This is a genomic window from Alteromonas sp. ABV4_515 (assembly GCF_056160345.1).
The window spans coordinates 407,158-431,903 of the sequence record NZ_JBSWWZ010000006.1 but is presented as its reverse complement, the minus strand read 5'-3'; the positions used below and the strand labels follow the sequence as shown (position 1 = coordinate 431,903).

The window sequence follows — 24,746 nt, the reverse complement described above, 5'->3', positions numbered from 1 at the left end:
TATTTACGGTAGTACTCATGGCAGAAGAGCAACAGGAACCGGTAGTTTCCACGCCTATACAGCAGCCGTTACCGCTGGCGTTCATCAACGGTGAAGCGGTAATTGAAAAGCCGGAGGATTTATATATCCCGCCGGACGCGCTGGAAGTTATTCTGGAAACCTTTGAGGGGCCGCTGGACTTACTCCTGTACCTTATTCGTAAGCAGAAATTCGATATTGTCACATTGCCCGTGGCTGCTATTACTGTGCAGTACATGGAATATGTTGAGGTGATGAAAACCCTCAAGCTGGAACTGGCGGCGGAATATCTGCTAATGGCGGCGATTCTGGCGGAAATTAAATCCCGTTTGCTATTACCTCGTCGAAGTGACGAAGAGGATGATGAGGAAGATCCACGGGCCGAACTCATACGCCGTTTGAAAGAATATGAAGCGGTAAAAGAGGCGGCGCAAACACTGGATGAGCAGCCACGCATGGAGCGAGACGTATTCGCCATTAAAGCCGATGTGGCTGAGAGTGTGCAGCCGTTGCGTATCGAACCGGATGTGTCGTTGCAGGAAATTGTACTGGCATTTAGTCATGCCATGAAACGGGCGGCGGCTTTTGAGCATCATACCATTGAGCGTGAAGCCTTGAGCACCCGGGAGAGGATGAGTCAGATCCTCGCACAGGTAAACAGCGAAACTTACACCCCCCTGGATGCATTGTTTACTTTTGAAGAAGGCCGTGCCGGTGTGGTGGTTTCGTTCCTGGCCATTCTAGAATTAGTTAAAGAACAGCTTTTATTGTGTGTTCAGACAGGACCCTTTGCCAGAATTCATGTAAAATTAGGCCGTCATGAAGAAGATTAATAAAAACCAGCTTAAACAGCTGGTGGAAGCGGCCTTATTTGTCGCCGACAGCCCAATGACGAAGCTGGCATTGCGGGATACCGTATTGGCGGAATTTACCGTGAGCGAGCGGGCGCTCAATGAAGTGCTGAAAGAGTTGGTGTTGGATTATCAGCCCCGGGGCATTCAACTGGTAGAAGTGGCCAGTGGTTACCGCTTTCAGTCATTGGATAGTTTAAGCCCTTGGCTTAGCCGGATGTGGCAAGAATCAGCCCCGCGTTATTCCCGGGCCATGCTGGAAACACTCGCTTTAATTGCATATCGACAGCCGATCACCCGGGGGGAAATTGAAGCCGTTCGGGGTGTGGCTGTCAGTAGTAATATCATCCGCACGCTCAAGGAGCGCGAATGGATAAAAGTGGTAGGGCATAAAGAGGTCCCTGGCAGACCGTCGCTATACGCCACTACCCGACAGTTTTTAGATTATTTTTCGTTAAAATCGTTGGCCGACTTACCCAGCTCTGAAGTTTTTGAAGCGCTGGACGACAACGAGCCGTCACCGTCGACGGCAACACTGGAGGCACCGTCTGAATCAGACCGTGCGATTGAAACCGCTAACATGAAGCGAGAAGAAAATGAGTGAAAAGTTGCAAAAAGTATTGGCTAATCAGGGCCTGGGTTCACGTCGGGAAATGGAGCGCTGGATTGACGCCGGTCGCGTTTCCGTAGACGGTAAAGTGGCTACCTTAGGTGACCGCGTTGAACCTACCCAGCAAATCCGTGTGGATGGACATCTGTTATCTCGCCAAACGGAAAAGCCAGTATGCCGTGTACTCATGTATAACAAGCCTGAGGGCGAATTGTGTAGTCGTCACGATCCGGAAGGCCGTGCAACAGTATTTGAACGTCTCCCGGCTATTCGCGTGGGCCGCTGGATTGCCGTGGGCCGACTCGATATTAACACCAGTGGTCTGCTTTTATTCACTAACGATGGGGAGCTGGCTAACCGGCTTATGCACCCGAAATGTGAAGTTGAACGTGAATATGCTGTACGTGTTTTTGGTGAAGTATCCGGTAAAACGCTGAAAACGCTCACTGACGGTGTTGAATTGGAAGATGGTAAAGCCAAGTTCACCACCATCGTGCCCCGTTCTAACTCAGTGAACGACGAAGACAGCATGAACAAGTGGTACAACGTGACCTTGTCAGAAGGGAAGAATCGTGAAGTGCGTCGACTGTGGGAATCACAGGATGTGCAGGTAAGTCGCCTGATGCGGGTACGTTACGGACCGGTTGAACTGCAGAAGCGCCTGCCTCAGGGCGCGTGGGTAGAGTTGCCATTAGCTGAACTCAATTCGCTGCGTAAATTGGTACAACTCGACGAAGAAACCCAGACTATGGTGGACGTTCGCCAGGGTAAACTGGATCATGCCCGTCTTACCCGTATGCGTCGCTCGGTGAAAAAACACCGTGCACGCCAGTCACATCAACGCAATCAGTCAGCTAATTCCGACTGATGTTTTGCGGCGGGCCTGATAACACAGGCTCGTCCGTTATCTAAACCATGGCGGCGAGCAATTTGCGCAATCATGCCGCGATGTGTCTTAAGAAATTCGTCCAATTTCTCCAACATAGCAGGATACTGCTCGCTGGAAATCCGTAGACTACTCTTCTTGTCCGGAATATGCGCAGACGAAACCAACTGATTTTGCGCCACATTAAGTTGTTTTGTGGCTTCGCTGAGTGCTTCAGCATCGGTCAATATGCCATCGACGTGGTGTGATAAAAGCGCCTCGATCATACTTGCTGTGTCGTCGAATCGAATAATTTTGGTGTAACCTTTTATCTCTTGCTCTGACCACTCTCGGGACACAGGTAAATCTTTAATCACACCTAACCGGGTAACGTCTTCAACTCGCATCCATTGATTCTGCGGTAAAAACCGTGTGGTTTCACACACACCTACCACCGGCTGGCTGTAAAATAGCGGGCTTTTCGCTGCTGTCCAACGAGGATGATCAGGAAATCTGAAGTCGATGGTGCTGTCGTTAAACCAACGGTCATAATCCACGCTGTTTAACGAAACGTATTCAACTTCAATGCCTTCTTCCAGAGAAAAAGCTGAGAGTACGGCATCAAGCAGTGGCTGATATTTACTGCCATTTATGGGATAGGTTTGACCGCTGCTGACATCCCCAATACCAACAAAAAATGTGTCTTTGTTGGCGGCCTGTAGGGGCTGGCAGAGAAACGCTAGACAAATCAGAGAGAAGGCGCGACGCATCAGAAAACTCCGTTGGTATTCAACTTTAGTCGTAATGAAAGTCTAGCAATCGACCATTTTATTTTCGATGACACGGTTGACTGCAACGTATGAGTAAAAATACCTAATGCAACGGTGTTGTAATCCGGAACGCATTTCATGCCGTAACCATCCCCGAAACAAGCCGTTTCCATGTTGATAAATTTAAACGAAACAGGAGAATGTTATGCAATCGATGCCGCAACTAGGCGTTGGCACGTTTCGTCTGGAAGACGATGTTGCAAGAAAAACGGTCACGGATGCACTTTCTATCGGTTTCTGCCATATCGATACTGCGCAGTTCTATGGCAATGAAGAGGCCATTGGCGATGCTATTCAAACTGCGGGTATAAACCGCGAAGAGCTGTTTGTGACCACAAAAGTATGGCACGACCATCTCGATCAAGGTTCGTTTATCCCCTCTGTGCATGAGAGCCTGAACAAACTGAAAATGGCGTATGTTGATCTGTTGCTTATCCACTGGCCTTCACCGAACGATCACATCCCCATGGAAAATTATCTGGCTTCGCTGAAGCAAGCTAAAGAAGAGGGACTGACACGACATATTGGTGTGTCTAATTTCACCATGGCACAAATTGATAAAGCCGTTGAGATCCTGGGTGAGGGAGAAATCCTGACAAACCAGATTGAACTGCATCCGTTTATGCAAAACCGTCAGGTGGTTGAGCATTGTAAAGAGAAGGGTATCAGCGTAACCGCGTACATGCCATTTGCTGTTGGCAAGGTCATGAAAAATGACGAACTACTCAATATTGCCGCAGCACATGGCGCCAATCCTGCGCAGGTAGTGCTGGCATGGATGGATGCCAAAGGTATTCATGCGATTCCGTCTTCTACTAACAAAGACCATTTGCAGGCTAATTTCGATTATACCCAGGTTCGCTTATCTGATGAGGATATTCAGCGTATTGACGATTTAGACAATGGTGAACGTATTGTTAGCCCTGACTTTGGGCCAAAGTGGGATTGATAAATCAAACTAAAAAAATAAGCAGCGTAACGCTGCTTATTTCTTATTAATCGTGACTAGCCACATGCATATTCGTAGAAAACAAGTTTTTCGCCATTTACTATTCGTGGGTTTCTACTACTAACGCGGCACGTTTCCTTTTCAGCAGACCACAGCATATTACCGTAGGAGAGGACAATTGTTTCGCCGTTGCGAGGCTCTTTAAATCTGAGTGTGTCCATTACGAACTTTTCTTTTGTCAAAGGTATTGCATTCAGGTCAGCATCTCTGCCACTCAGAATAATAAATTTTTCTCTGACAAAATCTGGGAAAGTGTTTATTCTGCCGTTGTACGTCATGAGTCGCTTTTCGTCATAAAAATTTATCCGGATAACAAGTCCCATATCATTGACATCGGGTCTGGCAACTGCACCAGTTAGTTGCCGGGTAAATCGACGAAAGACATCATTGTCGGCATCCATTAAATAATCAAACGCATCATTGCGGAATGAGCTCCTGGACATGAACGTATAGGGGTCTCCCAATACATTTATCTCACTGATCGCTTCATCTCTGACTGGACTAACCTTGCTGTCGACGGGTCTGCCAACATAGTCTGTTTCTGAAATGGATTCCGTAAAGAGCGATGTTGACTTGCTCTGGATCATCGACCGAAACGTTTTATAGAAATTAAGGATAAGTGCTACATCGTGATGTTCATCAGCAGTTAATGCGACTTCGCTTATCAGACTTTTACTATTCCCCGAAATTCCTTTGTGAGAAATGAGTTCGAATTTCGTAGCTGCCGCGTTTTTAAAATCAAACACGATGACATACTCATCATCAGAGTGCTGACTATACGCGCCGGCTTTGGATTCCTTCTGATTAAAATTACATCCATTACACGTCAGTGTTTCCAGTGCGGCAAATGCATTATTTGTCGGTAATGCCATACAGAAAAAGGCGACCAGAAACGTCAATTTCATTTGTATCGAGAAATTCATTTTTATCCTTAAAGCTGAATTGTTTGATTTTAAGGTAGCGTCGGTATTACGGTGAGCAATGGCAGAATTAACTAAATGGCCTGTTTAAGCATCCTCGTTTGTGAAACCAACCCGTTTTAATTCTAAACTGCTAACTCAATGCTTTACCCATCACTTATTTGTAGCAACAGACTAACATATGTTGTTGAACCAGAAAGCCTTCATTGTCATACCAATGTCACGAGGGGCGGGTTGCAACTGGTCTCGCCGGTAAAGTTAAAAATAGCCATAACGGACAGTGTCGTACAATAAACGACATAAAGGAACAGAGCTTTTGGATAACAAACATCTATTATTGAATCGGGCCAAACGCATTGCGCTTCTCTGGCTAATTGGTGCTGCCTGCATTTTTCTACTTGCCACCATCGCAGAGCATCGCCAATGGCTGACGCCCTGGCCAACCTGGGCGGCACTCATCAAGATGGCAGCCGAGGCCGCGCTGGTAGGCGGCCTGGCCGACTGGTTTGCGGTGTCGGCGCTGTTCCGGCCAATTCCTGCGCGCTTTCCTATTCCTCATACCAACATTGTTGCAAACAACAAAGCGGCAGTCGCGAACAATCTGTCGCATTTCGTAAAGGATAAGTTTTTCAACGAAGAAGCCATTACCCGGCTGGTGAACGATGCGAAACCCGCTCAGGGCATGGCACGATGGCTCCGGCAGCCTGATAATGCTTACAGGCTGAGCCGCTTCTTCAGCCGCAGCCTTGCTGGTGTGGTGAACACACTGGATGATAAGCCTATTCAGGACATGCTGGTAAAAGGTGTAAAGCGAGCCGTTGGCAAAATTGATTTTACGCCGATGGCGGCTGGTACGTTGCGGGTGCTCACAAAAGAACAACGTCACCAGGAGGTGCTTGATCAACTGCTGGTAAAAATCGCAGATATTGCCCAGCGGGAAGAAAGCCAGGCGTTTATTGCCGACAAACTTTATAGTTGGTTAAAGCTTGAGTATCGTCGGCTTGAAAAAATATTGCCTACGACCTGGCTGAGTGAACAGGGGGCTGACATCGCATCAAAAGCACTAATCAGTATTCTGGCTGATATTGCTGAAGATCGGGAGCATCCGTTGCGGTTAAGCTTCGATCGTCAGCTAAACGAATTTGCGCAGCGGATGGAATCTGACCCAGCCATGGCTGAAAAGATGGCGAGTATCAAAGCCCGGCTATTAGAAAACGATGCACTGCAAGATTATCTGATTCAGGTGTGGGGAGATGTCAAAGTCTGGTTGATTAAAGACGTTGCTAAGCCAGAGGGCGAATTCGCAAAGCGGGTTTCTCACGCGCTGCAGGAAGTGGGGCGCTCTATTGAAAATGACAGTAAACTGGCTGACGCCGTCAATTTGCATATTTCTGAAGCCGGCCGTGCCATGGCACCGGAACTAGCCGACTTCCTTACTGAGCATATCCGCAAAACGATTTTGGCCTGGGACGACAAGCAGATGGCCGAACAGATTGAGCTGAATATTGGTAAAGATCTGCAGAAAGTGCGTATAAACGGTACACTGGTTGGTGGTTTAATTGGTGCCTGCCTGTTTCTCATTGAGCGGGCTATCAGTCTGTTCTAGCAATACTTTCACCGCGTTTTTTTGTTTTTTGCCTGCAGCCATGTGACACTCATCTTCAGCTCAAATCAAATTAATAAAAACGGCATGAAACTCTTATCTTCCCTGGTCATCTTAACCAGCCTTCTTGTTACTTCCTCCTCGGCCGAACAGGTACGGGCCAGAGATATTGGTCTGAGTCCCGGTGTGCTTAATCCTGGCAAATTGAACAGTATCACAGACGTAACTGGCGTGCGTGTCGGGCAGGTTACCTTGCATAATGGCAAAGATGTTCACACCGGCGTAACGGCAATCATTCCGGCTGTAGGGAATCTTCGGCAGAACAAGGTGCCAGCTGCTGTTCACGTTGGCAACGGTTACGGAAAAATGGCCGGTATTAGCCAGATCCGTGAGTTGGGTGAAATTGAAACGCCTATCGTACTTACCAACACCCTAAGCGTGGCTGAAGGTATCGCGGGGGTAGTGGAATGGACGCTAGCTCAGGCCGGCAATGAAAACGTGGGCTCTGTAAATGCGGTTGTTGGCGAGACCAACGACGGCTTTTTAAATGACATTAGGCGCAGGGTAGTAACAGCCGAGCAGGTTAAACAAGCCATTGAGTCAGCATCTGCAGGTAAGGTTGCAGAGGGTAACGTAGGCGCTGGCAGCGGTACACGTGCTTTTGGTTGGAAGGGCGGAATTGGTACAAGTAGTCGGGTATTGCCCAAGTCTTTGGGCGGTTACACGGTAGGTGTGTTAGTGCAAAGTAACTTTGGCGGCATTTTGCAGATGCAAGGTGTAGAAGTGGGTCAGGCACTGAATCAATTTTATTTACAGGACAAGCTGAACAACGACACCGCGGCCGATGGGTCTATTATGATTGTGGTTGCCACTGATGCGCCACTTGACGACAGAAACCTTAAGCGCCTGGCAAAGCGAGCCATGGCAGGTGTTGCACGTACAGGAGCCAGTTTAACCAACGGTTCTGGTGACTACGTTATTGCATTTTCTACCGCGAAAGAAAACCGTCGCAGTGAAGCAGCCTCTTCTCACATCAATACGGTGTTAGCTAATAATGCGGTTTCACCCTTATTTGAGGCGGTCATTGAGTCTACAGAAGAGGCCATTTACAACAGTTTATTGATGGCAGAAAATGTTGAAGGCTACCATGGTACGGCTAAAGCATTACCCGTTGATCAAGTGAGAAGTTTATTGAATAGCACCGAAAAAACCGCTGCTGAACCCCGTGATCACACGGTGAGGGTTGCCACGTTTAATGTCAGCATGGAGTCGACCAACTATCCTAAATTGGGCATGGAGCCGGGTCTTAATGTACTGAAAACAGTTTTGGCTGATGGCGACAATCAGCAAGTAAAAAACATTGCTGAAATCATACAGCGAACTGCGCCAGATATTCTGCTTTTAAATGAGTTTGATTACATTGCCGACAAACAGGCTGGCGTTAATGCGTTCATTACGCATTATCTGAACGTCAGTCAACATGGGCAAGCTGCAATCGATTATCCCTATGTGTATCTTGCACCGGTCAATACGGGCGAGCCGTCACCCTTTGATCTCGATCGTGATGGTCACGCCAGTGGTAAAGGGGGAGACGCCTGGGGATTTGGATTATATCCTGGTCAATACGGCATGGTCGTTTTGTCGAAATACCCCATCCTGGATGATCAAGTGCGCAGCCTGCAATTGTTTAAATGGAAAGACATGCCGGGCGCGCAACAGCCCGTTATTCCCGAGAGCGGCGAAACCTGGTATAGCGCTGAAGCGTGGGCCTCGCTGCGCTTGAGTTCAAAGTCGCATTGGGATGTGCCAGTAAATGTAGATGGCAAAATAGTGCACGTTTTGGCGATGCATCCCACGCCGCCAACCTTTGATGGACCTGAGGATCGTAACGGCAAGCGTAATCATGATGAAATTCGATTGATGGCGGATTACCTCACACCAGACGGCGGCGAATATATTTATGATGATAACGGCCATGCTGTGTCGTTGGCTCGAAACAGCCGCTTTGTGCTGGTGGGCGATTTTAATGCAGCAGACAAAGGTGAGAAGTGGCGGCCTGGCGTGATAGAACAATTAACAGAACACCCACTGGTCAATAACGATGTAATACCGCTGAGTCAGGGTGGTGATGAAAGCAGTCCGGAGGCATTCAGTAATCGTTTTACCGCTTATTGGGGAGCACGGGCTGATTATGTGTTGCCGTCGCGTTTCGGCTTTTCAGTGCAAGGCAATGGTGTTTTCTGGCCATCAAAAGAAAGCCCGCTATTCCGTCTGGTTAAAGACAGAGAAGCGAGCTCCGATCATCGGTTGGTTTGGCTTGATGTTACGCTGAATAGTGATTAAGAACGATTGCGGCGGATAACTTTACTTTCCAGAGACTTATCCGCCAATTCCAGCTTCACCGCGCGTTCAAGAATAATATTGCCATCAACTGTGGCGTTTTCTTCAATTATCAAAACTGGCCAATTGCGTTCTGGCGTGCTCCATCCGTCTTCCGATCCCTCAAACACGATATCACCGTAAACGCGGGTGGAACCGACAAGCTTAATGGTGCCGTTGAGCGTGGTTAGATCACCTTTCACTTCTGTATCAGGCAGTGCAATATCGCCATTCACGGTTTCAATATTGCCTTCAACCATGCTGCCCGATGATAAGGTGATTGTGCCATTCACCGTTTCCAGTGAGCCAAATGCATTCAAATTCTCTCCAGCTGTAATATCGCCATTTACCGTTGTTGCGCTGTTAACGGCAACGTTATTATCGAGCATTATCGAGCCATTCACTGTACTCACATCGTCAGCAACAGCAAATTCTTTTAGCCGTACATCACCGTTTACCGAAGAAACATCACCCGCATGACGGCCAGGATCGATAGTGACAGAGCCCATAATACTGCTAACGTCTCCACCATCGTGGTAATCGCCATTGCCGCCGACATTAATAACACAACCTGACAGGGCTAATGCGCCAACAAGAGAAACAGCAAGTAAAGAGGATTTCCGGTTTAGCATTTTATTCTTCCATTTTCGAGTTATACACCGTGGCGACCTATTTTGAGGCAACGGTAAAATTATCTTAACGTACAGAACAATAAGAGCAATTACGGGGCCAACTAAAAAACTACTTTGTAATCAATTAGTTGGGAATATATGTGGGAGTGGAGGGAAGAGGGAGTTAGTCCGGAATACTATTTATTAGTGTTCCGGACTAAAAATGCTTATTGATCGAGCGGAGTATTAAAGTCTTCTGACAGTTCGAAGTCACCTTCGGCAGTGGCCAGTTTGTTGTCGTTAAAGCTAAGCACAAGTTGCTTCTGAAAATCTTCGCCGCGCTTTTCCATGCCACGCTTCATATCATAGACATAGTACCAGGTGCTTTTATTAAATGAGTCTTGTACTACGGGATGCCCGAGTACATAAATAACCTGCTCTTTGGTCATGCCTACACGCAGCTTTTGTACATCTCTTTCATCAAGGAAGTTGCCTTGCGGAACATCGATACGATAGATCCAGTTTGAGCAGGCAGTAGAGAAAAATACAGCGGTTAACAAAATAGCGATTTGATACAACTTCATGCGTTAGCGTGTCCAGTTATGCTTTGATTATAGTGACGGACATTATTTTCCTAACAGGATATGCCCAGGTGCAGGCTATCACAAAATAATGTGCGACAGCATGCTACCCAATCACCTATGACCAATCAACCGCTTATTAGTTCGATTCGGCACTTTCCAACAGCTCTTTTGCATTTGCTAAGGCAGAATCTGTCACTTTATCGCCTGCTAGCAATCTTGCCAGCTCATCAATACGGTTTTGACGGGTTAATGGCAACATTTGTGTTTCGGTGGTTATGCCATCGCTGAACTTGGTGACAAATAATTGATTATGGGCTTGCGCAGCAACCTGAGGTAAGTGCGTTACGCACATTACCTGACTAACTTTGCCGAGTTTCCGAAGCAGGCTGCCTACAATTGCCGCCGTCGGCCCGCTGATACCGGTATCAACTTCGTCAAATATCATTGTTGGCGTTGCGTTTTTATCGCTGGTGAGCACTTGTATCGCCAATCCAATTCGCGAAAGCTCACCACCGGAAACCACTTTCTCCAGTTTATCGGCGGGCTGCCCGGCATTGGTTGAAACGCGAATGATTACGTCGTCCAGCCCATGACTTGTGGGCGTTTTGTGCTCATCGTATTCAACGCCTATTTGCATACATGCATGCTGCATATTCATCTGGCGGATTTGACCTTCAATGGCGGTGGCAAGCTTAGCTGCAGCCGTCTGCCGGGAGGCCGATAAGGCTTCACACGCTTTTATATACTGGTTTCTCGCTTCTACGACTTCATGTTGTAGTTCTTCCAACCTACTCTCATCACCTTCCAGTTCAGCAAATTCTGCCGCTAAGTTTTGATGATGTGAAAACAGTTCTTCTGGCATTACTGCATGTTTCCGTGCCAGTTCCATCGCTTTGCTGTATCGAGATTCAACTTGTTGCAGGCGTAAGGGATCTATTTCCAGACCATCACAATAGCCGCGCAATTCTCGAGCGGCTTCCTCCACCTGAATTGAGGCATCGTTGAGCAACGCAATGATGGGGGTAAGTGCGCTGTCATGCTCTTCCAACTCACTGAGTCGATCCAGGCCGTTTTGGATGATAGATAGCGCATTGCCTTCATCGTTCTCATACAGGTTATAAAAACTGGTTTGAGCTTGTTCCAAAAGCGTTTGCCCATTGCTTAAACGCTTATGCTCTGTTTCAAGCTCGATAAACTCGCCTTCTTCAATGGCAAACTCATCCAGTTCTTTAACCTGATAAGCCAATAATTGCTGGCGGTCTGCGCGTTGCTGCGCCTGTGTTTCCAGCGCCTTTAGCTCTGCCTGTTTACTCTTCCAGCTACGGTAGTGTTCCGCAACGCTGTTTAATAAGGCTGGGTGTGCGGCATACTGATCCACAAGTTTTCGCTGATAGTCATCTTTAAGCAGCTGTAAATGCGTATTCTGTCCATGAATAGCAATGAGGTACTGACCAAACTGTTTTAATTGCTGAAGTGAAACTGGTGTACCGTTAATGAACGCTTTAGAGCGGCCTTCACGAGAAATAACGCGACGCACGAAGCAACTGTCGTCTTCGTCATCGACTAACTCTTGCTCGTCAAGCCAGGCGAGTGCGGCTTTGTGGCCACTTAAATTGAAGTGGGCGACAATTTCAGCCTTGGTGGCTTCTTTTCTCACCGCACCGGCATCTGCTCGCTCACCTAAACAAAGGCTGAGCGCATCTATCGCAATAGATTTACCCGCACCAGTTTCACCGGTAACGGCCGTCATTCCCGCTTCAAAGTTTACGGACAATTGTTTTACAACAGCGAAGTTTTTAATCGATAAATTGACCAGCATTTTTTCACCGCAGTATGTTTATACAGTATGTGTAAATATATACAGTATTTTGGCGGTGTAAAGTGAAGTTTTTATTGAGGGTGGGAAAGCGCCAGTGGATAGCTGCTTATCCAATTGATTTACTAGCGAATTTAAATGTCAGCAGCAATATGCTCCTAAGCGATATTCCGTTTATATCGGTTATGGAGCGCTAGCGTGTAACCAGATGTCAGGGCCTTTAGCCTCTGCACTTTTGAAGCTTTTCACTGGAGTGACACAAAGATCATCGTAAAGCCGCGGGTTTGCTAGGAGCGCATTTACCAAAGGGTCGTTTGGTTCGCCGCTTAGCCAGGCATCGATTACCTGGGGATCTGTTGGCAAAAAGCACGGGATGGACTTTTCGTGAAACTGACTAAAACCAGGCTGGGGCGGGCGGGTGATCACTGAACAAACAGCGCAGCCATTGTCAAAAATACGGTAAACGGCGCCGATGAGCAGCCCCCGCCGTGCTTTCATCAGGTAATGCGCTTTGCCTTTACCTACCGGATTCGATTCGCCCACAGCCGTAGCGGCAACGATAGCGCGGCGTGATTGTATAGCATGTTTCCAAAATGGACTGTCGAGGTTTCTGGCGTTGAACGTTGTGCGGTCGCCAAATAACAGGCTGTCGCCGTGGGGTTTGGCATCGAACCACCAGGTCGCATCAATGCTTGTTTGGGGACTCACGATGAGATTCGAGATTTTTCGTGAAGGATCTTTTCCAAAAGCCGGGTAAAAGTTAATCACGTTCTCATTTTCTGCAGCGAAAAGAGGCAAGGTTTCAGTTAAACCTGCCTCAGATAACACTTCCTGCAAACCCGTGGATTTCGGTTCTCGTTGAATAAAGCCGCACATAGCAATCTCCAAATCTATTCAGCGTTTAAGATACGCTGATTGCGGCCCGATGTTTAGTGAAGGTGAAAAATAATCCTCGTGGTTATGCGACAACGTCACTCATAACATCTTGCAGCACAAAGGATTTTTTATTTGAATGCAGACGAATCCACAGGCCGGGATTTGCATCTAACTGTTGTTTTGCCATTTCAATGTCGGTGCTGAGTGGTGAATTCATAACATTAGCATAGGTTTGTACCTTGGCCGGTGCAGTAGACGCATCGACCACTGATTGCACAACCTTTTTTGCCGAGAGAATTGCTGCGGGGCCCAGGGTAAGGATAAAACCAGCCGCGCGACACTCTTGTTCATCGGCCTCACTGATGTTGCTGCCTCCAGCTTTAAACTTGCTGATGTGGTGTTCCAAAATGCTGCTGGAAATGGGAATAAGACCAGCCATATGTTCAGCTTTTGCACCGGAGCCGGGCTTTATATAGGCGAGGTGAGAGGCTGCGTTGTCTTCCGGACCATGACCAATGAAGAAAATATCCAACCCACCTAACGATTCGAGTTTATCCAGATAAGCAGTGAGACCAGCTTCCAGATTGGCTACATCGGTTTGCATGGGCGTAAAACTGTTAATTTTAGTGAAGAAATCATCGCCCAGAATACGTTCAAAATCTCTTACAAAGCTCAGACTATTCCCCATACTCATCGGTGCTAGTGCATCTTGGGTAAATACATTCAATCGCGACAAAATAGGGTCGAGTTCACTGGTACGCGCTTTTTCTCCGAGTAATCGGTGAAACGCTTGCGCACCACGGCCACCAAGCAATGCGATATTTATTTCTCCGGTCTTTTGAGAAGCGGAGGCAAGCAATTCTTCTAACATGGCTTCTCCCACGGCGGCTTCAGATGGCAGGATATGAGGCTGAATACTAAAATCGGTAATATCACCGTTAATATGGTTGGTGGAAAGCCAAATATTGCCTTGCTGCTCGTCCCGTTTGAATGTCATTGATTACCTCTTTTGATGCTGCATTGATATTTTATTAGATTACCATGCTACCGGTAGCATTTCATTTCGTTATTATGGCTTCTAAATCACTTTCAGTTCTCATCGCTTACAATAATTTCTTGTTGCCAACTGCGTAACACAGCAGCGCCGTACTTTAGCGCTTTAACTTAGGTTTCCCGCGCATCCAGAATTGCGCACCGTCGTAGGGTAAATCTTCTTCTACGGTGAAGGTTTTATCAGCAATGATCTTGCCATCCAGTTCCAGTGTCATGCGCCAGTCTCCCACTTTATTTTCCAGTGGCTCCCATAATGTGTCGCCAAGATAGAAATCCCAGTCGTTAGAACGAATGTACTCTTCGCCGTCAAAGGGCGGCATGGGCTCTCCATCGCTATCAGGGATATCCGGATGATAAATGCAGAAACGCACTTTCTGATTTTTAGCTCGCTTGATATTCACGATAAACCCGAACTCAATATCCAGTTCGAGAGGTACGCTCTGTGTGAAGGTTTTAATTTTGGGAAGCGCTTTATCGTCGGCATCCCACTTTGTATGAATGCCGCAGGTCAGCATTTCAATAACCGGTTTGTGCTTAGCCATTTTTAGAAGCCTTCAGTAAAACGGCCTATGATATCGGAAACCGCAGAGCAGATAAAAGTCAGTAATAAAGAAGCCTGAAATTCAGGCGTTCTTTTTTTCATTTTTTTTATCGTCTTTCTTTTTGTCTTTCTGGATACGCACTTCAGTACCGTCCTGGATTCCATCAGGTGGACTGGTAATCACGCGCTCATTGCCAGACAAGCCAGATTTTATTTCGATCATGGTACCCAAATCACGCGCTAGCTGAACGGGCATTCTGACGATTTTATTATCATCGGAAACAGTTGCCACCGCCAGACCGTCCGCGTCAAAAATAAGCGTATTAGAGGGCAGGGTAAACGTGCCGTCAGGTTGTGTAGTGTCCAGTGCAACCGATGCAAAGCTGCCGGGAGCCAGCGAGCTCTCATCATTATCAACCAGGATCTGCATAAGTGCGGTACCACTTTCTTTTTCCACCATACCTGAGTAAGCGGTGACTGTTGACCTCACCTCCTGAGAGGTGCCAGGAACTGAGATAGTTGCCCGGGACCCCACTGAAACCTGATCGAGATAACTTTGCGGCACGCGAACATAAACCCGGATTTTATCGGTCTGCGAAATTTCGTATAACCATTCACCACCGCTGTTACCAGCATTGATTAAGTCGCCGACATCAATATTCCTGGCGGTAACCACGCCGCTGAACGGAGCTTTTATTTTTGCGTACTGCTGCTGCACTTTCAGAAAGTTTAACGACGCACGGCTCGACTCTACCGTTGCAGCCAGAGCATTGTATTCACTGGTTTTCTGATCGGCTTCCTGTACTGAAACCGCGTTAGATTTTACCAATTCCTGCCATCGTTGGGCCGTCGTTTTCGCCAGCGCAGCATCGGCTTCTGCCACATTCAGGTTTGCTTCAGCTCTGGACAATTCCTGGTCAATATCCGGCGTGTCGAGTTCTGCCAGTACATCGCCTTTTTCTACCTTATCGCCAATGTCTACTAACCAGTTAGCGACATAGCCGTCTACCCTCGCGTAAATGGAGGCGGTTTTGAATGCTTCCAACCGTCCCGGAAGGCGGATTTGTTCCATATTTTCCTGTTTTTCCGGTTTTGTTACCTTGACCGGAAGAATAGCAAGCTGCTCAGTTCGCTCAGCCAGTTTTTCCTGCTGACGGGCCTTAACAAAAAATCCACCGCCTGCGAGGATTACAGCAATAATAACAACAGACACTGCAATCAGGCGGATGCTAATCATACCTAATGGATAAGTTTTCATGAGTCTTCTCCTTGAGACTGCGGTTGTGATGATTTCTCAGTGTTTCTGTGAGCAATGCTGAACAAAGCCGGCACAAAAAAGAGTGTTGCAATAGTGGCGACCAGCAGACCGCCGATAACTGCACGACCAAGTGGCGCGTTTTGCTCGCCACCCTGACCCAGTGCGAGTGCCATAGGTAACATGCCGATAACGGTTGCGGTCGCCGTCATGATAACCGGGCGCAGACGGGAAACACCGGCCTCTATGGCAGCTTTCAGCGGATCACCGTGCTCTTCCAGTAATTCACGGGCAAAGCTGATAACCAGCACGCTGTTGGATGTTGCAATTCCCATACACATGATCGCACCAGTGAGGGCGGGTACGCTGAAGGTCGTGCCGGAAAGGAACAACATCCAGACTATACCGGCAAGCGCCGCGGGAAGAGCGCCAATGATAACCAGCGGATCACGCCACGACTGAAAATTTATGACGATGAGCAGATAAACCAGCACGATAGCCCCGGCGAGGCCAGCTAACAAGCCGGTATATGCCTGAGTCATGGTCTCTGCCTGTCCGCTCAGCGTCACTGATGAGCCTTTCGGCAGTTGCTTTTTCTGTTTATCAAGAATTTCATTAATATCTTTAACAACTGAACCCAGATCCCGTTCCGCAACAGCGGCATATATCTGAATTACTGGTTGTATGTTGGTTTTCGTCACCACGCCGTTTGTGGGGGCGCGTTTGAACTGTGCGAGTCCACCAAGTACCAGGGAGTCTTCACTATTTTCTGCATCCACCGGCAAATTTTTTAAATCGGTCAGTGAATCAAGGCGGTACTGCGGCGTCTGTAACACAATAGGGTAGGTATTACCGCTGGATGGCTCCAGCCAGAAAGACGGTGCAACCTGCGACGAACCGGCCAGGTTGACCACCATAGAGTTGGTAATATCCTGTTGCGTCACGTTGGTAAACAGTGCCTGGGTGCGGTCTACGTTTACTTTTATCGAAGGCGCGTTGGGTGTTTGCTGAACGCGCACATCGTTTAGTCCCGGGATACGACGAATTTGTGGCAGTAGGGTGTTGGCATAGGCAAAGTTTTTATCAATGTCGTAGCCGCTTATCTGGATATTCACCGGAGCCGGTGAGCCAAAATTCAGGATCTGACTGACAATATCACCGGGCAGAAATGAGAAGGTAACATCTGGAAACAGCGATGGCAGGGTAGCTCTCAGTTCTTTGACGTATTCAGCGCTTGGCGCATGGCCTTCAGCCAGAGCAATCTGCAGATCACCATCCTGGGTACCGATAGTGCCATTGTTACTATAAATATTATTGATGCTTGAATCATAAGTACCAAGGTTCTGCACTGCGACATCTAGCTCCTTAGCTGGCACAATGTTGCGCACAGCATCCTCTATTTCGGCAAAACGTGCCGCGGTTTCTTCCACCCGGGTACCTGCCGGTAATCTGGCATGCAAGAGAATTTGCCCACCATCCACCTTCGGGAAAAAGTCTTGTCCCACGAAAGGGAGCAGTCCGAAAGAGAGTAAAACCAGTACAGAGAAACCAATTACAAATAATCGTATTTTCTCCAGACAGCGAGTAAGGAGTGATTGATAACCGTTTTTAAGCTTTTCGAAACCACTTTCAAATCGTGACTGAAGTTTGCCCAGAAACCCTTTTGATTGCTTTTGAGATTTGCCATCCGATGCGTTGTTTGTTTCCTGTCTTTTAAGTAGCAGGCTCGCCATGGTCGGTACCAGAGTAAACGCAAGCAAAAAAGCAAACAGCATGGCCAGGATCACTGCCTGAGCAAGGGGAACGAACAGATATCTGGGCAAACCTTCTAGTAAATACATAGGAATGAAAACAACGCAGATACATAGTAACGACACAAAGGTTGGTACAATAATCTGCTTACTGCCAGTGCTGATTGCTTCCTTAACGGCTACTCCTTTCTTAAGCTGCACATCAATATTTTCGATGGTTACCGTGGCCAGGTCGACAAGAATACCGACCGCCAGCGCCAGCCCACCCAATGTCATGATATTCATTGAATTACCAAGCAAAGAGAGACCGAACACCGCGCCGAGTATTGAAAGCGGGATGGTGGTGGCAACAATCAGCGTGGGACGCCAGCTGCCGAGAAACAACAGAATCATAAGGCCGGTCAGGCAGGCAGCGATTACCCCGCCTGTAACCACGCCATTCACTGCACCGCGAACAAATCCTGACTGGTCAGCAAGGTATTTTACCTCGAGGCCATCAGGCAACTGAGGCCGAATTTCTTCTATTTTAGCCTTAATACCTTCAACCAGCGCGAGTGTAGAAGTACTTCCGCGCTTATATACACTCAGTAATACCGAACGCTTGCCATCTACATTCACAATATTGGTTTGTACAGCACTGCCGTCCCGCACCGTGGCGACATCACGTAAATAGACGACGGTATTATCCTCTTTCGTGATGGGAATATCTGAAAAGTCCTCCACGGCTTCCGGTGAGTTATTCAAGTCAATAATGTATTCTGTTTCGCCAATTTTCTGTGTACCAGCCGGGATCACCAGATTTTGCTCAGCCAGTGCGTTTGCAACATCCTGGCCGGTAAGCTGCCGGGCCTGAAGCGCCTGAGGTTCAAGATCAATCTGAATTTGTCTTACCTTGCCTCCGAAAGGGTAGGGAATGGCCGCACCCTGAACGGTCACTAACTGCGAACGCAGGCGGGTTTTCGCAAGGTCTGACAACTGTTGTTCTGAAAGGCCTTCACCACTTAACGCGAGCTGAATAACCGGGACTGTGGTAGCAGTGTAATTCAGGATAAGTGGAGGCTTGGTACCATCCGGCATATCGGAAAGTTTTGACTGGGCGACACTGGTGACCTGCGCGTTTGCAAGATTTATATCAGCGGTGGGGTAAAAGAAAATTTTTACTATGCCGTAGCCGTTGTAAGAATTCGATTCAATGCGTTCTATATCATTAACAGTCGCTGTGAGTGCCCTTTCGAAGGGGGTCATTATGCGGCCTGCCATTTCATCAGGTTGCAGGCCTTTATAATCCCAAGCTACTGCAACAACCGGAATTTCCACTTCGGGAAAAATGTCTACAGGCGTTCTGAAAATGGAAAGCACACCGAGAATAAGAAGAATGAGTGCCATGACAATAAAGGTATAAGGGCGACTCAGGGCAATTTTGATGAGCGAAAACATCGCTGGCTCCGAATATAGGGTATGTGTTGCCTACGGAGTGAATCGATTTGAGGGTTAATGAACGATGTTTAACGTTTGTGATGAAATGAATAATATAGTCGTACGAAACAGGAATACTTCGGCTATTTCATTTAAAAAATTTAGACTTAAGTATAATTTTCTGGCTAAGCTTATGATTTTTAATTAAAAATTAAGTAAGGTGTGAGTGCTTAGGGAAGGTTGCTTTATTTTGCTGGAAGGGGGACAGCAACGACGGGCTTAATTATTAAACAAATTTCATGTTTAAACCCGCAGCGAATATTAATAAAGTTTACTGCCCCATCCAAGTTTGTTTCGCAGCACATTGAAATAGCTGTAACCCTTCGGGTGGACCAGTTTTAACGTATCTTTACTTTTATGCACGCGAATTTCATCACCGGGTAATACCGGCAGTACAATGTGGCTGTCACAGCTAACCTGTAAACTGTCGCTGTTCACTTTAGAAACCCGCATGGAAACAATACTTTTTGAGTCTACCACAATAGGTCGACTGCTTAACGTATGCGGGAACATAGGCACTAAGGTAAGCGCATCGAGATGGGGCACAATGATGGGGCCACCGGCGGAGAGTGAATACGCCGTCGAACCGGTTGGTGTTGATACAATCAGGCCGTCTGAACGCTGACTAAACACAAACTGGCCGTCGATGTAGATTTCAAATTCCATCATGTGCGCCACTTTACCGTGGTGCAGAACCACTTCGTTCATGGCGGCATTGTTACTCCGCAGCTTTTCGTGACGATACACGCAAACTTCCAGCAGAAAACGTTCTTCTACCATGGTTTCGCCTGAAAAAATAATATCCAGCTGTTGCTCAATTTGGTCTGGATGAATGTCTGTGAGAAAACCCAAATTGCCGCGGTTTACGCCTACTACATGAATATCGAAACGGGAGAGCACACGGGCTGCGCCCAGCATGCTACCATCGCCACCGATCACCACAGCGAGATCGGCTTCTTTGCCAATGGTGACCAGGTTCGCCCGCTCGGACTCATTGGTTTCAAGATCGCATTTGATGGACTCTTCAACCAAAACCCGACATTCACGTTTCCGCAAATAGGTAATGAGCTGTTGGAGAGTATCCTGGATGCCACGATGATCGGGTTTTCCGATCAACGCTACCGTTTGATAAGTCATATTCTGGCTAATGCCCGCTTGCCGCTACATTTTTTCGGACATTAGCACAAGTTTTATGAAAAAAGAAAGGGTTAGCGCGCAACCCAGCCGCCGTCTAGCACCATGGTCTGACCGGTAATGTTGCGGGCACCATCGCTCATCAAAAATTTGGTGGTAGCACCGAGCTCTTCAAACGTGATGAAGGCTTTTTTCGGCATCGGCTTCAGCATGATTTCATTGATAACTTCTTCTTCGCTAATGCCGTTTTCTCGCGCTTGGTCGGCAATTTGCTTTTCAACCAACGGGGTTTTCACGTAAGCCGGGCAAACGGTGTTGATAGTGACATTACAGTCGCCGGTTTCAAGGGCAATCGTTTTCGCGAAACCCAACAAACCATGTTTTGCTGCTACATAAGCCGACTTAAACGGCGAAGCGACCAGCGAATGAATAGAGCCTATATTAATGATGCGGCCAAAGTCTTTTTCGCGCATGCCAGGCAGAAACGCTTGAGTGAGCAGGGCCGGGCCAACCAACATGATATTAATTAACTGCTGCCACTTCTCGGGTGGAAAGTCTTCAATTTTGGATACGTGCTGAATGCCGGCGTTGTTAATCAATACGTCGACTTTTACGTCGCCGAGCTTTTCCGGCAATGCAGCAATCTGCTTGGCATCACACACGTTGACTTCGATGGCTTGGGCACTATGGCCTTCATCTTTTAACTTCTGTGAGGCTGACTCTGCGGCGTCCAGGTCAATGTCGGCGATAATTAAATGATGACCCTCGGAGGCAAGGGATTCGGCAATACCGTAGCCAATGCCACTGGCACCACCGGTGATAAAAATGTTTAAAGCCATGATAAATCCTTACTTAGATGATAATCCCAAAACGATGTTGCGAACGGCAGTGATCTGCTTTCCGCTGCGTGTGGCGTAATCTTCACCGGTGTAACCCCACCAGTCCCAGCATCCCTGAGGATTCAACGGCATAACTAGAGACGACGTCGTCTGCGGGTAAACAACCACCATGTTGTTGCTGTCTGCCCACTGATTCATTCCGGTTTGTTCTACATAAGCCATGCCCACAGTGTCAGCGAATTGGTTACAGCCGTGGAAGCTCACGTGTACCTGACAGTCTTCACCTTCAGCGCAACTGGCAGGAATATAAGCATAGCCTTTTTCTGCCAGCGTGGCAGCGCTCTTACCACCGAGTTTCTGCTGGTTAAAGCTGACTACCTTGCCGGTGAGGGAATCACTGGCGGGTTTTAAATCATCAATCAAGTGGTTGAGCATTTCGCCGGCGGCATCGTAATCGCAATTGCCGATGAAAGGAGAGGATGATGACATGCACTGACCGCCACGATCCTTTGTAGGGAATAAATGGGCGATCGGTTTATTATCAATGTACTTTATTTGTTCAGATGGCATCAATGCCTGATATTGTGCGGTAAGTGCATCGCTAACCGATTTGTTCACTCTTACGTCACGGGTGCCATGAAACAGCCATACCTTATCGTTCTGCAGGTTGGACAATTCAGCGATTTTCTTATTGGCAGCCAACGTCTTCACTTTGTCGTTAAGCGCTTCAGTATCGATGGCCGGTTCACTTTTGTCCACGCATTGGCTAAGTGCTACCGTGATGTCGCCCTGAGCACAGTAGTAAGGGCCTGCTGCAAGAATACCGGCGCCAATGATCCAATCGCTATACGCAATATGCATCTGGTTAGCCATATAACCGCCAGATGATAAGCCCGACACAGTGATATGTTCTACATCCAGCTGCAATGGCGGTACCTGTGCAGCGACTGTTGCACTGAATGCGGCGGTAAGAAGGGCGGTAGAGGCTTTTATTTTCAGTCCGTGCATAGTTGGCTTCCGTTTTAGTAATTGGGTGTTCGATTTTAGATATTTCAGGTTATTGGGGCTCATCATTTAAAAAGGCCCGCAGCAGGTCAGCTTTTTGGCTGATATCAGTCACGCCTTCCAGGTGTCCCAGTGCGCCTTCCAGATAGTCAATTTGTGTATTTTTGCCCTGAGATTTAAGAATGCTGTATGGCTTTTCAGCCATATACGGCATCAAAAGCAAGTCGGTTTTCGCAGGAAGATACAGGGTTTTGGCTTTCACGTTTTTCAAGCCGGCCTCTAAAGAACCCGCATACCCGGTAACAAACAACTGGTTTGCCCGAACCAAATAAAGCAGGTGATTGGCATCCATCAAGTCGGCGCGCTCCTCGGCGCGACCGCGCAACCAGTTCACTATGGAATGGGTGGTGTGGATATCGTTCAGCGGCGTTTGCTCTTGCGGCGTATAGCCTAGTGCCTGACCGGTCTGATTAAAGAAATCCGGGTGCAGCGCTTGGAGGGTAATACTCATTAATGCGGCTACCAGTCCGCCTTTCGGTGGCGCTTCGCGGGTGTAATCACCATTATTCCAGTTTTTATCCAAACGAATAGGTATGGCCCATTGTTCTAATGCCGCGGCCGTCCAGGCGTCGGCCTGGGCTGCGGGAATAACAGCCACCATACGCGGCACCCAATCCGGATACGTCGCCGCCCAATCTTGTGCTTGCATTGAACCCATCGACGGGCCAACTACGGCATGCAGTTTGGAAATGCCTAAGTTTTCCAGCACCAACTTCTGCACATTAACAAAATCGCGGATAGTCACAACGGGAAAAGTCAGCCCATAGGGTTTGCCTGTTTCGGGATTAATAGAAGCGGGGCCAGTGGTGACAACGTTCGGATCGTAGGCCGAAAGATTCACCAGTGAGTCCACACTGATCACAAAATACTTGTTGGTATCAATGGCTTTACCTGGCCCGATGATAGCATCCCAATAGCCAGGTTCAGCGTCATCGACAGAGTACCGACCGGCAGCGTGAGAATTACCAGAGAAATAATGGGTGATCAGAATGACGTTATCTTTGGCCGCATTGAGTTCACCATAGCTTTCCCAACCTACATTTACTTCCGGAATGGTTTTTCCTCCGTAGGTTCCAAAGTTAGTCGTGGTAAATACCTGTTTTTCAGTCATTAGTGTGGCCTTTTCTGGAGATGAAGGCGTGGCTGCACAGGCTGTCTGCGACAACGAGGCTAGCACTGCCATTGACCATACCAGCACCAGATGAAGATTAAGAGTCGGTTTCGTCATAATTGCCTCAAAAAATGCTGAAAATGGTAATCGCGATAGCGAGACCAATTACCGGCACCACCACAGTGAGCGCCGCCATTGGGCCGTAAGCCGCTTTATGCGTTTCCCGGCAGATGGCGCGTATGGTCGTCACCACGTAACCATTGTGGGGCAGGGAATCCAGCGCGCCGGATGAGATAGACACAATACGATGTAATTGCTCGGGCTGCACGCCTTGATCAATATAGTGAGGCGCCACGAGGGGCAGCACAATGACCTGTCCACCTGAAGCAGAGCCGGTAAGGCCCGCCATAACACTTACCGCAATCGCCGCGCCGATAAGTTCGTTGCCGGGGATCTGCGTCATAATCTCAACCGTTTGCTGAAAGGCTTCGGTGTTTTTCGCAATAGCGCCAAAACCTACTACTGCAGCTGTATTACCAATAGCAACCAGTGCGCCTGTAGTGCCTTCATTCACTGCGCGCCCGAGGTTGTGGAAGTAGTTAAAGTTGAGCACCATCAGGGTTAATACGCCACCGGTTAAGGCCACAATTAATGCTAATTGCGCCAACGAATCGTGCAATAGGAAAGAGAGGCCGAGTACCACAAACAGGGGGAGCACGCCGGTAATCGGATTCGGGTAGTCACGCGCTTCGATCTTGGGATCTTCTGGTCGTTCTTCGAAACGTTCGCCGTTGGCAATGGCTTTTTTAATCATGCGTTTAAGCCACCAGTAACCAAAGGTGGCCATAAAAATAGCCACTAACAAACTGACTTCCCAGGCTGCAAAAGGTGTGGTGCCAAGGTATTTAATCGGGATCCAGTTCTGGATCTCTGGTGAACCGGCGGACGTCATAGTGAAGGTCACCGAACCAAATGCCAATGTCGCGGGAATAAAGCGGCGGGGCAGGTTGGCATCTTTGAATAGGCTCAATGCCATGGGGTACACCGAGAAAGCCACCACAAACAGGCTCACGCCGCCGTATGTCAGAATGGCGCAGGCAAGCACAATTGCCAACACGGCGTGTTTAAAACCGAGTTTGTTTACAATCCAGCGCGCTACCGAGTCTGCTGCACCGGTGTCTTCCATGAACTTTCCGAAAATAGCCCCGAGCAAGAACATAAAAAACCAGGCAGCGATAAAACCTGAAAATCCACTCATGTACAGGCTAACGAAATTTTCTTCGCCACTGAAAAGGGGGATTTCGCTGGTGAGGGCAACAATCACAGCGCAAAGCGGCGCCGCAATGAATAAATTCATACCACGAATGGTGAGCACAATAAGCAGGGCTAGCCCGCCTGTGAGTCCAATCATACTTATCATTTGAAGATTCCTTTAAAACAATCTGTGACCGCAGTTGCTTCAGGAACTATTTTAAATTGTGTCGGTAAAACAGCGTGTTGCCCATAGTACGATGGTACTACTCACAAAAACAAAAAATTAACATAGTCT

General features: G+C 47.9%; 21 protein-coding genes and 1 pseudogene. 7 read left to right on the top strand and 15 right to left on the bottom strand.

All coding sequences use genetic code 11. From position 1 onward, the window contains the following. Positions 1–17 precede the first annotated feature (17 nt). From ACXAGX_RS16210 to rluB, 3 genes are read left to right on the top strand one after another with little or no spacing between them, the layout of a single operon-like run. Positions 18–851, top strand: a complete 834-nt coding sequence (locus ACXAGX_RS16210; RefSeq protein WP_474818149.1) for a segregation and condensation protein A — start codon at positions 18–20, stop codon at positions 849–851. Continuing rightward, positions 838–1,473 (top strand): SMC-Scp complex subunit ScpB, encoded by a 636-nt coding sequence (gene scpB, locus ACXAGX_RS16205; RefSeq protein WP_474818150.1) that lies wholly within the window; start codon positions 838–840, stop codon positions 1,471–1,473. The genes ACXAGX_RS16210 and scpB overlap by 14 nt, the downstream gene beginning before the upstream one ends. Beyond that, the gene (gene rluB, locus ACXAGX_RS16200) at positions 1,466–2,347 is read left to right on the top strand and encodes a 23S rRNA pseudouridine(2605) synthase RluB (RefSeq protein WP_070126760.1); all 882 of its coding nucleotides are present in this window, start codon (positions 1,466–1,468) and stop codon (positions 2,345–2,347) included. The genes scpB and rluB overlap by 8 nt, the downstream gene beginning before the upstream one ends. Here rluB and ACXAGX_RS16195 read toward each other — a convergent pair. Beyond that, positions 2,326–3,114: a type 2 periplasmic-binding domain-containing protein gene (locus tag ACXAGX_RS16195; RefSeq protein ID WP_474839558.1), complete on the bottom strand. Its 789-nt coding sequence runs from the start codon at positions 3,112–3,114 to the stop codon at positions 2,326–2,328. The genes rluB and ACXAGX_RS16195 overlap by 22 nt on opposite strands. A gap of 205 nt (positions 3,115–3,319) precedes the next feature. Here ACXAGX_RS16195 and dkgB point away from each other — a divergent pair, with 205 nt between their 5' ends. After that, a complete protein-coding gene (gene dkgB / locus ACXAGX_RS16190; protein WP_070126758.1) occupies positions 3,320–4,123 on the top strand; it encodes a 2,5-didehydrogluconate reductase DkgB in 804 nt (267 codons plus the stop codon). Positions 4,124–4,179: 56 nt separating this feature from the next. On the opposite strand, the gene ACXAGX_RS16185 is transcribed toward dkgB, so the two are convergent. Next, a complete protein-coding gene (locus tag ACXAGX_RS16185) occupies positions 4,180–5,106 on the bottom strand; it encodes a hypothetical protein (protein ID WP_474818152.1) in 927 nt (308 codons plus the stop codon). Between the two features lie 313 nt (positions 5,107–5,419). On the opposite strand from ACXAGX_RS16185, the gene ACXAGX_RS16180 reads away from it, so the two are divergent. The 3 genes and pseudogenes from ACXAGX_RS16180 to ACXAGX_RS16170 all read left to right on the top strand — a co-directional run bounded on the left by ACXAGX_RS16180 (position 5,420) and on the right by ACXAGX_RS16170 (position 9,049). Further along, positions 5,420–6,709, top strand: coding sequence for a DUF445 domain-containing protein (locus ACXAGX_RS16180; RefSeq protein ID WP_474818153.1), 1,290 nt, complete (start codon positions 5,420–5,422; stop codon positions 6,707–6,709). A gap of 84 nt (positions 6,710–6,793) precedes the next feature. Further along, positions 6,794–7,849: pseudogene (locus ACXAGX_RS16175) on the top strand (P1 family peptidase); the annotation flags it as partial. Then, positions 7,829–9,049 carry an endonuclease/exonuclease/phosphatase family protein gene (locus ACXAGX_RS16170; protein WP_474839617.1) on the top strand — a complete coding sequence of 407 codons (1,221 nt, stop codon included), beginning with the start codon at positions 7,829–7,831 and terminating at the stop codon, positions 9,047–9,049. The pseudogene ACXAGX_RS16175 and the gene ACXAGX_RS16170, both read left to right, overlap by 21 nt. Here the strand turns inward: ACXAGX_RS16170 and ACXAGX_RS16165 are convergent. The 13 genes from ACXAGX_RS16165 to ACXAGX_RS16105 form a co-directional block, all read right to left on the bottom strand. Beyond that, the gene (locus ACXAGX_RS16165; protein ID WP_474839556.1) at positions 9,046–9,717 is read right to left on the bottom strand and encodes a DUF4097 family beta strand repeat-containing protein; all 672 of its coding nucleotides are present in this window, start codon (positions 9,715–9,717) and stop codon (positions 9,046–9,048) included. The genes ACXAGX_RS16170 and ACXAGX_RS16165 overlap by 4 nt on opposite strands. 206 nt (positions 9,718–9,923) lie before the next feature. Next, positions 9,924–10,280, bottom strand: coding sequence for an outer membrane protein assembly factor BamE (locus ACXAGX_RS16160; protein WP_070126755.1), 357 nt, complete (start codon positions 10,278–10,280; stop codon positions 9,924–9,926). Positions 10,281–10,416: 136 nt separating this feature from the next. Beyond that, a complete protein-coding gene (gene recN, locus ACXAGX_RS16155) occupies positions 10,417–12,099 on the bottom strand; it encodes a DNA repair protein RecN (protein ID WP_474839554.1) in 1,683 nt (560 codons plus the stop codon). 180 nt (positions 12,100–12,279) lie between these two features. Then, positions 12,280–12,972 (bottom strand): SOS response-associated peptidase family protein, encoded by a 693-nt coding sequence (locus tag ACXAGX_RS16150; protein ID WP_474839552.1) that lies wholly within the window; start codon positions 12,970–12,972, stop codon positions 12,280–12,282. Between the two features lie 82 nt (positions 12,973–13,054). Then, entirely contained in the window at positions 13,055–13,969 is a 915-nt protein-coding gene (locus ACXAGX_RS16145; protein WP_474839551.1) for a 6-phosphogluconolactonase, read from the bottom strand. 154 nt (positions 13,970–14,123) lie between these two features. Then, complete coding sequence (locus tag ACXAGX_RS16140) at positions 14,124–14,567, bottom strand: DUF3859 domain-containing protein (protein ID WP_474839549.1); 444 nt, start codon at positions 14,565–14,567, stop codon at positions 14,124–14,126. 81 nt (positions 14,568–14,648) lie between these two features. Then, positions 14,649–15,824 (bottom strand): efflux RND transporter periplasmic adaptor subunit, encoded by a 1,176-nt coding sequence (locus ACXAGX_RS16135; protein ID WP_474839547.1) that lies wholly within the window; start codon positions 15,822–15,824, stop codon positions 14,649–14,651. Beyond that, positions 15,821–19,009, bottom strand: coding sequence for an efflux RND transporter permease subunit (locus tag ACXAGX_RS16130; protein WP_474839545.1), 3,189 nt, complete (start codon positions 19,007–19,009; stop codon positions 15,821–15,823). The genes ACXAGX_RS16135 and ACXAGX_RS16130 overlap by 4 nt, the downstream gene beginning before the upstream one ends. A 300-nt stretch (positions 19,010–19,309) precedes the next feature. Then, positions 19,310–20,185, bottom strand: coding sequence for an NAD(+) kinase (gene nadK, locus ACXAGX_RS16125; protein ID WP_474839543.1), 876 nt, complete (start codon positions 20,183–20,185; stop codon positions 19,310–19,312). A 71-nt stretch (positions 20,186–20,256) separates the two neighbouring features. Then, positions 20,257–21,021: a 3-hydroxybutyrate dehydrogenase gene (locus tag ACXAGX_RS16120; RefSeq protein WP_474839541.1), complete on the bottom strand. Its 765-nt coding sequence runs from the start codon at positions 21,019–21,021 to the stop codon at positions 20,257–20,259. Between the two features lie 9 nt (positions 21,022–21,030). After that, complete coding sequence (locus tag ACXAGX_RS16115) at positions 21,031–22,029, bottom strand: extracellular catalytic domain type 2 short-chain-length polyhydroxyalkanoate depolymerase (RefSeq protein WP_474818163.1); 999 nt, start codon at positions 22,027–22,029, stop codon at positions 21,031–21,033. Positions 22,030–22,078: 49 nt separating this feature from the next. Further along, on the bottom strand, positions 22,079–23,314 hold the full coding sequence (locus tag ACXAGX_RS16110; RefSeq protein ID WP_474839539.1) for an E22 family MetX-like putative esterase: 1,236 nt from the start codon (positions 23,312–23,314) through the stop codon (positions 22,079–22,081). Positions 23,315–23,321: 7 nt separating this feature from the next. After that, positions 23,322–24,617 (bottom strand): GntP family permease, encoded by a 1,296-nt coding sequence (locus ACXAGX_RS16105; RefSeq protein WP_474839537.1) that lies wholly within the window; start codon positions 24,615–24,617, stop codon positions 23,322–23,324. Positions 24,618–24,746 lie beyond the last annotated feature (129 nt).